This is a genomic window from Corynebacterium sp. HMSC06D04 (assembly GCF_001807315.1).
GTDB lineage: Bacteria > Actinomycetota > Actinomycetes > Mycobacteriales > Mycobacteriaceae > Corynebacterium > Corynebacterium simulans.
This window is the reverse complement of sequence record NZ_KV788559.1, coordinates 150083-162678: the sequence shown is the minus strand read 5'-3', so window position 1 is coordinate 162678 and position 12596 is coordinate 150083. Positions and strand designations below refer to the sequence as shown.

Genomic DNA, 12596 nt, shown 5'->3' with positions numbered 1-12596 from the left:
ACCGATTCGGCACCCTCGCCGGCGAAAGGCGCACCAGATGCACATCGAAAAGCAAATTTCCAACTACTACGACATGCTTTTAAAGCGAAACGCCGGCGAGCCCGAGTTTCACCAAGCCCTCTCCGAGGTACTGGATTCGCTGAAGATTGTCCTGAACAAGGATCCGCACTACGCCGACTACGGCCTGGTCGAGCGCCTATGCGAACCCGAGCGCCAGCTCATCTTCCGCGTTCCCTGGACCGATGATCGTGGAAACGTTTGCGTCAACCGCGGTTTCCGTGTGTAATTCAATTCCGCACTGGGCCCGTACAAAGGCGGGCTGCGTTTCCATCCTTCGGTGAACCTGGGCATCATCAAGTTCTTGGGCTTTGAGCAGATTTTTAAAAACTCGCTGACCGGCCTGCCCATCGGTGGCGGTAAGGGCGGTTCTGATTTCGACCCGAAGGGTAAGTCGGATGCGGAAATCATGCGCTTTTGTCAGTCCTTTATGACGGAATTGCACCGCTACATCGGTGAATATCAGGATGTTCCGGCAGGCGATATCGGTGTTGGCGGGCGCGAGATTGGTTACCTGTTCGGCCAGTTCCGCAGGCTGGAAAACCGCCACGAGTCTGGCGTGCTGACAGGCAAGGGGCTGTCCTGGGGCGGCTCCCTGGTGCGCACCGAGGCCACCGGCTACGGCTTGGTCTATCTCACCGCAGAGATGATGAAGGCCCACGGCGAGTCCTTTAGCGGAGCAAAGGTCATTGTCTCTGGTTCTGGAAACGTGGCGATTTACGCGGCCGAGAAGGTCCAACAGTTGGGCGGCACCGTCGTAGCGATGTCTGACTCCGCGGGGTATGTCGAAACCCCAAACGGCGTTGACTTCGAGCTGCTGAAAGATGTCAAGGAGGCGCGCCGCGAGCGCATTAGCGTATATGCCCAGGAGGCAGGCGTGAAATATGACGAGGGCGGCAATATCTGGGCCATGCCTGCCGACGTTGCGTTGCCGTGCGCTACTCAAAACGAGCTCGACGTCGACGCCGCGCGGCTGCTGGCAGAAAATGGCGTGCGCTACGTCGCCGAGGGAGCAAATATGCCGTGTACTGCAGAAGCGACGCACTTCTTCGTGGGCTCGCAGGTTAAATTCGCGCCGGGCAAAGCCGCGAATGCCGGCGGCGTGGCCACCTCTGCGCTGGAGATGCAGCAAAATGCATCGCGCGATTCGTGGTCTTTTGACTACACCGACAAACGATTGCACGAAATCATGTCGAAGATCTTCAAAAACATCGACCGCACCGCGCGGGAGTATGACATGGAAGGCGATTATGTCGCGGGCGCGAATATCGCGGGCTTTAAGAAGGTGGCTGATGCGATGTTGGCGCAGGGCGTCGTATAGCGCTGCTTAAAGCCTGAAGTCGAACTTTAGATTTTTATTGCAAGTGCCGCGTGGGAAACGTGTGAAAAAAGTTTCTTTGGTTACTCTGAGCGCATGTACCGCGTATTTGAGTCCCTAGATGAACTTGTTCGCAATCTGGAGCAGGCCTACTCCGTTCCCATGACAGCCAACTGCATGGTCCCGCGCCACGAGATGCTCGCGCTTCTCGACGACCTCCGTAACGCCCTGCCCGTCGAAATGGACGATGCGCAGGATGTCCTAGATAAGCAGGACGAAATCTTGGCTGGCGCGGAGGAACGCGCTGCGCAGATTGTCGCGGATGCAAACGCGCAGTCTGACGAGATTATGGCGCGTGCGCAGGAAGACTCTGACGCCATGCTTTCCGACGCCCAGCAGCGCTCGACCGCCATGGTCGCCCAGGCGGAAGACGATGCCAGCGCCATGATCGAAAGCGCGCGTGCCGATGCGGACCGCACCATCGCGCAGGGCAATCAGGAATACGAGCGCAGCGTCGCCGCAGGCCAGGCGGAGCAGGAACGCTTGGTCTCTGAGTCCGAGGTGGTCCGCCGCTCGAACGATGAGGCGCAGCGCATTGTGGAGACCGCCCACACCGAGTCGAATCGTTTGCGCACCGAGTGCGATGAGTTTGTCGATTCCAAGCTCGGCGAGTTTGAAAGCTCTCTTTCCGGCCTGCTGCGTACCGTGAACTCTGACCGTCAAGCGCTGCGCCGCGGCGCGGGCGTGCGTTCCCGCATAAGCGATCCGCGCGCAGATGTGCGCAGCGAGCGCGGCGAGTACCGTGCCGACCGGGGCGAGCGCGGCGAGTACCGCGCCGAAAGCTCCGAGCGCTACGAACGCTAAGACCTATAGCGCGGATGCGTCAAGCACCGAGAGCTTCCGGCACCCGGGCGCTAGCGCGGCGATTGCACACTCTGTTTGCATAGGGTTTGCATAGCTCGGCTGCGGCGCGGAGACGATGGTCCTTGCTGGTGGCCAGACGGTTTGTCGTACACCGTCTGTTCATCAGCTGGGGCCATCGTCTTTGTGGCAACGGCAATCGCCGCTGATACCGCAGCGGGAAAACCGAACACGCCCCACATCAATGCAAACGTTTCCATAGGCGTACCCGCGATGAGGCGCACAGAAAATAGCGCCTCCACCAAATATTGCCCTGCGACAACGCTCAAAATTCCGCCGAGTGCCGTAGCAACGGACATGAGAACGCCCGATAGCCCTTCGCGCGCATTCCAGGCCAGCCACGCGGTGCCAAGGCCTAGGAGCGCGGAGGCGACAATCATCGTGATGTCGAAGGGCAGCGGAAGCGCCACGAAAGCACCAAGCACAAACCCCAAACCCAGACCGCGATAGGCCAGGGAGTGCAGTGCCATCCCCGGCCGCAGGCGGCTGCGGCGGTATCGCAGATATGCGATTGCGCCAAGCGCTACCACCGGCAGCACGCAAAGCAGAGAAAACGCCCATCCAAGCTGGGCTAATTCGCTGTTTGGTGCAGTGGTGCCGTAATTCATAGTCCCCAGACTAAGGCCCCCTAAGCCATTGGGAAACCACCTGCCTTTAGTGCATAAGACCTTGTGCGGTGCAGTTCAGGCAACACCCAGATAGCGGGCAAAAGGCGGCGTCGGCAAGCGTGGGCAAAGCTCTGCTAAAAGGATGGCGCCGCACAATGTAGGCTAAGAGACGTTATGGCAGATGTATTGGAATCACCGCTGAAATTTAACGTGGCCGAGCTCTTGCGTGGCCAGGGTGCTGCCGCAATGCCGGAGCAGCGCGTGCAGAAGGGCCCTGCGCCCGAACGTATCGGTGTCGAGATGATCGCCGTTGCAAAAGGCGACGAGATTACGGTCGACGCTACCTTGACACCGCTGGGATCGGGCGTGCTTGTCGACGCCACGGTTACCGGCACTCTCACCGGCGAATGCGCTCGTTGTTTGCGCCCGCTGCAGCCGCAGCTGGATCTGCAGGTCTCGCAGGTTTTTGCTGCAGACGAGTCTTTCATCAGCGGCGACGAACTCGATGATGAGGATGCAGGCTCTGGCGATGAAGTTCCTGAGGTCGTAGACGACGAAATCGATTTACTGCAGACTGTCATCGATGAAGCTGGCCTGAGCTTGCCTTTCGCGCCGGTGTGCGAGGAAGGCTGCGACATAGAGATGCCGGAGGGTGTTTCCACCGGAGTCTCTGGGGAAGAGGAAGACAAAGTCGATATCCGTTGGTCTGGACTGGAGAAGTTCCTGTGAGCAAGAAGAAGAAGCTGACCGGCGAGGAAGCCCTCAAGCAGGCCTATAGCGCCGTCGATCATGGCCCGTTGCTGCAGGCATTGGGCATCGACCTGGCCGATGAAAACTTGCGTCTGGCGCTGACCCACCGCTCTTTTGCCAACGAAAACGGGTACTTGCCCAACAACGAACGCCTCGAGTTTCTAGGCGACGCTGTCCTTGGCCTGTCCGTGGCTTCGAAGCTCTACGAGCAGTATCCTTCGCGTCCGGAATCGGATATTTCGAAGATGCGCGCTTCCATCGTCTCGCGATACGGGCTTTCCGATATCGCTCGCGAGATTGAGCTGGGCCAACATATCCTGCTGGGCAAGGGCGAGCAGTCCACCGGCGGCCGTGACAAAGATTCGATTCTGGCGGATACCACCGAGGCCATCTTCGGCGCGATTTATCGCCAGCACGGCTTTGAGGTCGCGCGCGATGTCATTCTGCGCCTGTTCCAGAAGAAGATCGACAACGCTGTCGTCTCCGGCCGCCACATGGACTGGAAGACCAACCTGCAGGAGCTGTGCGCCGAGCTGAAGGCCCCGATGCCGGTCTATACCGCTACCTCTACCGGCCCAGAGCACGACCAGACCTTCACCGCGGTGGCTACCGTCGCGGGCCTGACCGTGGGCAACGGCGTTGGCCACAACAAGAAGCTGGCCGAGCAGCAGGCGGCGCAAGAGGCGTGCGATACTCTGCGCGAAACTCCGCTTTTGGTCCAGGGCACCGCTAATCGCGAGAATTAATGCCTGAACTTCCAGAAGTCGAGTCCGTCCGCCGCGGGCTCGAGGCCTATCTTCCCGGCCGCCGCTTCGAGTCCGTGAAAGTCTTGCACCCGCGGGCCAACCGCGGCCAGGATGGCCCCTTGGAACAGCTCCTAGCCGGCCGCGAAATCGCGAGTGTGGCACGGCGCGGCAAGTTCATGTGGCTGGAATTCGCCGACGAAGACCTCACGGATCCCGGCCGCGATGTGCTTTTCGTACATCTCGGCATGTCCGGCCAAATGCGGGTGGGGGAGACGGACTCGAAACATGTACGCATCGCGGCGTCGTTAAGCGGCGGCGTCCAGTTGAACTTCGTGGACCAGCGCACCTTTGGATATTGGTTGCTGGCCCCCTGGACGAAGATCGCGCACATCGCGCAGGACCCGCTGGAGTCGGACTTTGACCTTGTTGCCACGGCGCGGCGGCTGCGGGGGAAGAAGACGGCGGTGAAGACGGCGTTGTTGGATCAGACTGTGGTCTCGGGAATCGGTAATATTTATGCCGACGAGGCGCTCTGGCTAGCCCGCATACAGCCCCAAAAGAAGGCCTCCACGCTGCGCCAACGCGACGCAGTTGCGCTTGTCGACGCCGCCGCGACCGTCATGCGCGCTGCCCTTAAAGTCGGCGGCACTAGCTTCGATGCGCTTTATGTCAACGTCAATGGTGAGTCGGGTTATTTCGACCGCTCTTTGCATGCCTACGGCCGCGGCGATGAGCCGTGCGATAGGTGTGCGACGCCACTAAAAAGGGTGGTTGTGGGCGGCAGATCTACCCACTATTGCCCCCGCTGCCAAACCTATTAATGGATCGATAGGGGATATATAGCGTTTAATATTCCACATGGAATTTATTGAGAACGCTGTGACAACGTTCAACGATTCGGTATGGACTTATCTGATCCCGTGGATCTTGATTGCTGCGGGACTATTTTTCGGCTTTAGGACTGCGCTCGTACAGGTGCGCATGGTCCCGCAAATGTTCAAGGCTGTGGTGGAACGTCCGAAGGGCGTCGGCCGCGACGAAGACGAGGACTACGGCGGAATCTCCGCTTTCAAGGCTTTTACCATTTCGGCGGCCTCGCGCGTGGGCACCGGCAACGTCGCGGGCGTGGCTGTGGCTATTTCCGTGGGCGGACCTGGTGCCGTGTTCTGGATGTGGCTGATTGCCATCCTGGGTGGTGCGACGGCGTTTATCGAGTCCACCCTGGCTCAGGTGTGGAAGGTCCGTGAAGGCACTGCTTACCGCGGCGGCCCGGCTTATTACATGAAGCGTGGCCTAGGCTGGGGCCCGCTTGCCGCTATCTTCTCTGTGGCCATCGCCTTTACCTTCGGCTTTGTCTACAACGCATTCCAGACCAACGCCATTGCCGATTCCATCGCGTTCTCCTTCGGCCGTGACGACTTCTCCTTCCGCTTTATCATCGGCGGCGTTATCGCTGCTATCTCCGCTCTCATCATCTTCGGTGGTGTGCAGCGTATCGCGAATATCACCCAGGTCATCGTTCCGTTTATGGCGGTTGCGTACCTGCTCATCGGCGGCTTCGTCGTCGTGGCCAATTTTGACAAGGTCCCGGGCATGATCGGTGACATCATCGGCCACGCCTTGGGCTTCAAGGAAATTGCCGGCGCCGGTCTAGGCGCTGCCATGATGAAGGGAATCCAGCGCGGCCTGTTTTCCAATGAGGCCGGCGAGGGCTCCGCGCCGAACGCCGCAGCTACCGCCGCCGTGTCGCACCCCGTCAAACAGGGGCTGGTGCAGACCTTGGGCGTTTATTTCGACACGCTGGTTGTCTGTTCTATCACCGCCTTCATCATCCTGCTGGGCCCTACCGTCAACTACGGCGCGGAAGCCGAGGGTGTTTCCCTGACGCAGGCTGCACTGGCTTCTGAGGTGGGCGATTGGGGCATCCATTTCGTCAGCTTCATCCTATTCTTCCTGGCATTTTCTTCGATTCTGGGCAACTACTACTTGGCAGAGGCCAACGTGGAGTACTTAACCCGCAAAAAGAGCGTGCTGATCCTCTTCCGCCTCGTGGTGCTCTTCTTCGTATGGTTTGGCGCCGTGGGCTCTTTGCCTTTGGTCTTCGCCCTGGCAGATACCGGCGCGGCAACGATGGTCTTCCTGAATATTCTTGCCATCGTTCCTTTGTCCGGCGTAGCCATCAAGCTGCTGAAGAACTTCAACGAGCAGCGTCGTGACGGCGTGGACCCGATTTTCCATCGCGACATGATGCCGGAACTGAAAAACGTCGAGTGCTGGGACGGCTCTGACCCGGTTACCCGCCGCAGCCCGGAGGACCGCAAGCACTTGCAGCACAAGTACGACCTGTCGGATCGCACCAATCTACGGGAGTACTAAATGCAACGCCTGACCGCTTTCGTGCACGGTACGGTCCAAGGCGTTGGCTTCCGTTGGTGGACGCGCTCTCGGGCCCTCGAATTGGGCCTTGCGGGCCACGCCACGAACTTAAAGGGCGGGCGCGTGCAGGTTGTTGCCGAAGGCCCGCGCGAGGACTGCGAGCGCCTGCTCGAGTTATTGCGCGAGCAGCCTTCCACCACCAAGCGCCCCGGAACCGTAACTACCGTGGTGGAGCAGTGGTCCGACCCACGCGGTGAGAGCGGCTTTATCGAACGCTAGCGCCTAGGCTTGCTAAACTTTCACGAATGCACCTGAAATCGCTCACGCTCAAAGGCTTCAAGTCTTTCGCGTCCGCGACGAACCTGAAATTCGAGCCCGGCATCTGCGCTGTGGTTGGTCCGAACGGCTCAGGTAAGTCGAACGTCGTCGACGCGTTGGCGTGGGTCATGGGCGAGGGCAGCGCCAAGACCCTGCGCGGCGGCAAGATGCAGGATGTCATCTTCGCCGGCGCGGGCGACCGCAAGGCGCTAGGCCGCGCCGAGGTAACCCTTACCATCGACAACTCCGATGGCGCGCTGCCCATCGAATACTCCGAGGTTTCTGTCACCCGCCGCATGTTCCGCGACGGCGCCAGCGAGTATGAAATCAACGGCGCCAAAGCGCGCCTTATGGACATCCAGGAGCTGCTTTCTGACTCCGGCATCGGCCGCGAGATGCACATCATCGTCGGTCAGGGCAAGCTCTCCGAAATCCTAGAATCGCGCCCAGAAGATCGCCGCGCTTACATTGAGGAAGCCGCCGGCGTGCTCAAACACCGGCGTCGTAAAGAAAAAGCGCAGCGCAAGCTCACCGGCATGCAGGCCAACTTGGATCGCCTGCAGGATCTCACCGAAGAGCTGGGCAAACAGCTAAAGCCTTTGGCCCGTCAGGCCGAAACCGCCCAGCGCGCGGCCACCGTCCAAGCGGATTTGCGCGATGCCCGCCTGCGCATCGCCGGCGACCAAGTCGTGCAAACCCGCAAGAAGTACGCCGATGCCGAGCAACAGGCTCAGGTGCTCGCCGAGCAGGTGGCGGAAGCTACCGAGCAGCACGAAGAGGCCACAGGCGTCCAGTTGGAAATCGAGGCCCAGCTCGAGGAGGTTAATCCGCAGGCCGAGGCCGCGCAGAAGCTGTGGTTCGACCTGTCGACGCTGTCCGAGCGCATCGCCGCCACCCAGCGCATTGCGGAAGAGCGCGCGAAAAACGTCGGCGCACAGGTCGCCTATGCAGGCCAAGACCCAGAAGAGCTCGAGGCCCGTGCCCTGCGCGCGGACGAGGAGCACGCAGAGCTGCTCATGGAGGCCGAAGAGGCCGCCGAGCGTCTGGAGTCCATCCGCGAGGAGGTGGCGCAACGCCGCGCCGTCTTCGAAGAGGCGGAAAAGGAACACATGGCGCAGCTACGCGCGATTGCGGATCGTCGCGAGGGCGTGGTTCGCCTCATCGCCTCCGAGGAAATCCTCGCCGGGCAGGTCTCCGCGGCAGAGGAGGAGCTCGTGCGCCAGGAGGAGACGCTGCAGTCCACCAAGGCGCGCACGCGCACGGCGCAGGCTGAGGCGGACGAAGTTGCCGATAAGTTGGAGGCCTTAAACGCCGAGCGCGAGCCGTTGGAAGAGGCCCACGTGCGGGCGGCGAGTGAGTCAGGGGCGGCCGAAAAACGCCTGGAGCAGCTTCGCGACGGCCAGCGCGAACGCGAACGCGCGGTCTACACGCTGCGCTCGCGCATCGATACTTTGGCGCAGACTGCCCCGGAAAATATCGACTTGGGCGAGGGCTTTAAGCCGCTGGCGCAATACATCACCACCTCCCATGACACGGCCGTTGCGGCGGCGTTGGGCGCGTTCGCGGAGGCGCAAACGGGCGCGGTTACAGAGGACATCGTGGCAGCCTTGAGCACCGCCGCCCGCACCCCGCTGGTGGACACCACTGCCGCGGGTGCCTCCGACTGGCGTCTGGACGCCAACCTGCCCAGCGGTGCGACCTGGCTGCTGGATGAGATGCAGCTTGCACCCGAGGTACAGGCGGCGCTGACGCGTCTGCTTTCCGACGTCGCGCTGGTCGGCGATCTTGCCCTAGCTCGCGAGCTGGTGCGCGAGGATCCGCGCCTGCGCGCGGTTACTGCCGAGGGCCTGTTGGTGGGCGAGGGCTGGGTCGAAGCCGGTACCGGCGCTTCTTCTACCGTCGAGGTCACCGCGCGCATCGCGGAGGCAGAAGGCCAGCTGGAATCTGCCACGCAGGAGTTGGAAGAGCTTTCCGGCACCCTGGAGGGCGCGAAGATGGCGGCCGAGGAGGCTCGCGTCGCGGCGGCCTCGGCAAAGGCGGCCTTGCGTGAGCACGACACGACCGTGGAAGCCTGGCAGCGCGACCACCAGCGCCTGCTGAAGCAGCACGAGGTCAACAAGGCTGAGCATGAGAAAGCCGCGGCCCGTGCGACCGAGATTGAGGTCAAGCTTGCCGAAGTGCGCGAGCAGCTGGCTGAGACCCGCGACCGCCTCTCGCGCGTCGATGAGGAGGTCGAAGACGGCGAGCCTTCCTCCCACGAGCGCGATGCTGCCTCGGCCGCTTTGGAGCAGGTCAAGGCCATGGAGATGGAGGCCCAGCTCGCGGCGCGCACCGCCCAAGACAAGGTGGGGCAGGCTGCGGGTAAGGGCGACGCGCTGCGTCGCCAAGCGCAGCATGAACGTCAGGCAAAGGCCCGCCATGAGCAAGCGATGGCGCGTCGTAAAGCGCAGGCCGACTTAGCTCAAGCGGTGGCAGGCCATGCCACGGACCTTGCCGGACGCGCATCCCAGGCCCTGGAGCGCGCCACCGCTGAGCGCGATGAGCTGGTTAATCAGCGCAACGTGTTAGGCGGGCGCTTGCAAGCGGCCAAGCAGCAGGTTTCGGCAACACGGCAGAAGCTCGACCGTCTGACGGCGAACGCCAATCATTCCGAAATCGCCCGCTCGCAGGCGCAGGTGCGCGTGGATGAGACCGAAGCGAAGATCGTGGACCAGTTGGGTATTGCGATCCCTGACTTGCTGCGCGATTACACGCCGGGCGAGGACTTCGACCGTAGCGCGGAAAAGGCGCGACTGAAGCAGGCAGAAAAGGACCTGAACTCCCTGGGCAAGGTCAACCCGCTGGCGCTGGAGGAGTACAAGGCGCTGGAGGAGCGCTATTCCTTCCTGTCTACGCAGCTCGATGACGTTATCCAGGCGCGCAAGGATTTGGCGGGCGTGATTGAGGACGTGGATCAACAGATTCTGCAGCTTTTCACCGATGCGTGGAACGACGTGGAGGCGGAGTTCCCGAAGGTCTTCCAGACCCTTTTCCCGGGTGGCGAGGGCCGCCTGATCCTGACGGAGCCGGATGACATGCTGGCCACCGGCATTGAGGTTGAGGCGCGCCCGCCGGGCAAGAAAGTCAAGCGCCTGTCCTTGCTTTCTGGTGGTGAGAAGTCCCTGACCGCCTTGGCGATGCTGGTGGCCATCTTCCGTGCGCGCCCGAGCCCGTTCTACGTGATGGACGAGGTTGAAGCCGCGCTTGATGACGTCAACCTGCGACGCCTCATCGCCCTGTTTGAGGAACTGCGCAAGGATTCGCAGCTTATCGTCATCACGCACCAGAAGCCGACGATGGATGTGGCTAACGTCCTCTACGGCGTGACGATGCGTGGCGATGGCGTCACGCGCGTGATTTCGCAGCGTATGAGCCAGGCTGGCGACGCCCCCGGTTCCGCCGCTGCAGCCGAGGATGCCACACGCCTGGGCGTCGATGCCCCGCGCGGCGCTGCGCTTGGCGACGCCGCCGAGCCCGACGCTGGGCCCGACGCAGGGCCCGACGCTGAGCCCGAAACTCAGGGTTAATCCGCAGGGTAGTAGTGCCAGGCTGCAGCAAGCCTGGCACTATAGAGGGCATGAATACGACGTTGATGTGGATTCTTATTGCCGTAGCCGTCATTGTGCTGCTGGCGATTGTGCTGGTAGCAGTAGGTAAAAAGCGCGGCGATGCCAAGAAAGTATCGTTCGAAAAGCCGGCCGAGGAAGCTCCCAAGGAGCTGACCCAGGAGCAAAAGTCTGGCAACTACCAGGCCAAGTCCGGGTTCAACTTTGCCCCCGCCGGCAGCGGCGCCAAGGAGCCAGAGAAGGTTCCCGCTCAGCCAGTCAAGCCGGCTGAGCCCACCAAGCCGGCCGAGCCCACCAAGTCGGCCGAGCCAGCTAAGCCTGCTGAGCCTAAGGCTGAGAAGTCCGCACCCGCCGCTGGTGTTGCAACCGGCGCGGCCGCTGCCGGTACCGCTGCCGCAGGAGCTGCAGCTGCTGCTGCCACCAAGCCGGCGGAGTCTGAGCCTGCCAAGACTGAACCTGAAAAGGCCGAGCTGGTAGCAGATGAAAACCCGGTTGAACAGCCGGCCGTCGAAGAGCCGGCAGAAGAAGAACCGGTTGCTGAGGCGCCGCAGGAGGAAGCGGTCGCGGAAGAGCCGACGGTGGCTGCCGAAAGTACAGACGAAGTCTCGGCAGATGAAGCCCCGGAATCTCCAGCAGAAACTTCTGATGCCGAAGCTGAGGAAGCTGCGGAGGCTGAGGAAGCCGCGGCGGCAGCCGAAGCGCAGACGCAGGGCGCTGAGGCAGCGCTAGAGGCCGAGCCGGAGGAGCTTGAAGTCTCTGAGGACGCTGAGGTTGTCGAGGCGCCGGAGGCGACGGAACCTGATATTGCGCCGGCGGGTGGCCGTTTGGGGCGCCTGCGCGGCCGCCTGTCGCGCTCGCAGAATGCTATTGGACAGGGCCTGATGGGCATCTTGTCCGCGGGTGACCTCGACGAGGAAGCGTGGGAGGAAATCGAAGACACCCTCATCATGGCGGACCTGGGCACCAAGTCCACTATGAAGGTCACGGAGGCGCTGCGCGATAAGTTCGCAGAGCGCGGCGTCGCCAGTGAGGAAGAGGCCCGCGCGATGCTGCGCGAGTGCCTCATAGAGGCCGGCCACCCGGAGATGGACCGTTCCATCAAGGCCATGCCGAACGAGGGCAAGCCTGCTGTCATCATGGTCGTCGGCGTCAACGGCACCGGCAAGACCACCACCACGGGCAAGCTTGCGCGCGTGCTCGTCGCGATGGGCCACAAGGTGTTGTTGGGCGCCGCGGATACCTTCCGCGCAGCCGCAGCGGATCAGCTCGAAACCTGGGGTCGCCGCGTCGGCGCCAGCACGGTCCGCGGCAAGGAGGGCGCTGACCCGGCTTCCGTTGCTTTCGATGCCGTTGCAGCGGGCGTTGACCAAGGCGTAGACGTCGTCCTCGTCGACACCGCCGGCCGCCTGCACACTTCTGTTGACCTGATGGATCAGCTGGGCAAGGTCAAGCGCGTGGTGGAAAAGAAGACTGAGGTGGACGAGGTGCTGCTGGTTCTCGACGCCACCGTTGGCCAGAACGGCCTCACACAGGCCCGCATTTTCCGTGAGGTCGTCGACATCACGGGCGTGGTGCTGACCAAGCTCGATGGCACTGCCAAGGGCGGCATTGTCTTCCAGGTTCAGGAGGAGCTCGGCGTCCCAGTCAAGCTTGTTGGTCTGGGCGAGGGTGCCGATGACCTCGCGCCATTCGAGGTCGAGGGCTTCGTCGACGCCCTGCTCGGGGAGAAGTAGCCTCCTTTAGCCTCGCGTTTGCCGCCGTGGATTTCTTTCCGCGGCGGCTTTTTCTTGTATGGGGTGGTGCTTTCCGGAGCCGCCGCTGGAACGACGCTGGAAAGCGCTGCTTGGAGGTTGTTTTTCTTGCAAAATCGCCGCGCGAGTTGTCGCCTTGAATACCG

At 62.0% G+C, this 12596-nt stretch carries 9 protein-coding genes and 1 pseudogene; 9 read left to right on the top strand and 1 reads right to left on the bottom strand.

Annotated features, from left to right (window positions below; translation table 11 throughout):
- Window positions 1-37: 37 nt before the first annotated feature.
- Both gdhA and HMPREF3155_RS10435 read left to right on the top strand, forming a co-directional pair.
- Window positions 38-1378, top strand: a pseudogene (gene gdhA, locus HMPREF3155_RS10440) (NADP-specific glutamate dehydrogenase).
- A 93-nt stretch (window positions 1379-1471) separates the two neighbouring features.
- Window positions 1472-2239 (top strand): DivIVA domain-containing protein, encoded by a 768-nt coding sequence (locus tag HMPREF3155_RS10435; RefSeq protein WP_141740978.1) that lies wholly within the window; start codon window positions 1472-1474, stop codon window positions 2237-2239.
- Between the two features lie 50 nt (window positions 2240-2289).
- Here the strand turns inward: HMPREF3155_RS10435 and HMPREF3155_RS10430 are convergent, their stop codons facing one another.
- Window positions 2290-2904 (bottom strand): hypothetical protein, encoded by a 615-nt coding sequence (locus HMPREF3155_RS10430; RefSeq protein ID WP_070433276.1) that lies wholly within the window; start codon window positions 2902-2904, stop codon window positions 2290-2292.
- Between the two features lie 174 nt (window positions 2905-3078).
- On the opposite strand from HMPREF3155_RS10430, the gene HMPREF3155_RS10425 reads away from it, so the two are divergent.
- From HMPREF3155_RS10425 to ftsY, 7 genes are read left to right on the top strand one after another with little or no spacing between them, the layout of a single operon-like run.
- Window positions 3079-3633 (top strand): YceD family protein, encoded by a 555-nt coding sequence (locus tag HMPREF3155_RS10425; protein WP_235591055.1) that lies wholly within the window; start codon window positions 3079-3081, stop codon window positions 3631-3633.
- Window positions 3630-4400 carry a ribonuclease III gene (gene rnc / locus HMPREF3155_RS10420; RefSeq protein ID WP_070433275.1) on the top strand — a complete coding sequence of 257 codons (771 nt, stop codon included), beginning with the start codon at window positions 3630-3632 and terminating at the stop codon, window positions 4398-4400. The genes HMPREF3155_RS10425 and rnc overlap by 4 nt, the downstream gene beginning before the upstream one ends.
- The gene (gene mutM, locus HMPREF3155_RS10415) at window positions 4400-5221 is read left to right on the top strand and encodes a bifunctional DNA-formamidopyrimidine glycosylase/DNA-(apurinic or apyrimidinic site) lyase (protein ID WP_070433274.1); all 822 of its coding nucleotides are present in this window, start codon (window positions 4400-4402) and stop codon (window positions 5219-5221) included. Before rnc ends, mutM begins: the two co-directional genes overlap by 1 nt.
- Before the next feature lie 37 nt (window positions 5222-5258).
- A complete protein-coding gene (locus tag HMPREF3155_RS10410; RefSeq protein WP_070433273.1) occupies window positions 5259-6776 on the top strand; it encodes an alanine/glycine:cation symporter family protein in 1518 nt (505 codons plus the stop codon).
- Window positions 6777-7055, top strand: a complete 279-nt coding sequence (locus HMPREF3155_RS10405; RefSeq protein ID WP_061923298.1) for an acylphosphatase — start codon at window positions 6777-6779, stop codon at window positions 7053-7055. It begins immediately after the preceding gene.
- A gap of 26 nt (window positions 7056-7081) precedes the next feature.
- Window positions 7082-10660 (top strand): chromosome segregation protein SMC, encoded by a 3579-nt coding sequence (gene smc / locus HMPREF3155_RS10400; RefSeq protein WP_070433272.1) that lies wholly within the window; start codon window positions 7082-7084, stop codon window positions 10658-10660.
- A gap of 50 nt (window positions 10661-10710) precedes the next feature.
- Entirely contained in the window at window positions 10711-12432 is a 1722-nt protein-coding gene (gene ftsY, locus HMPREF3155_RS10395) for a signal recognition particle-docking protein FtsY (protein ID WP_070433271.1), read from the top strand.
- Window positions 12433-12596: the final 164 nt, after the last annotated feature.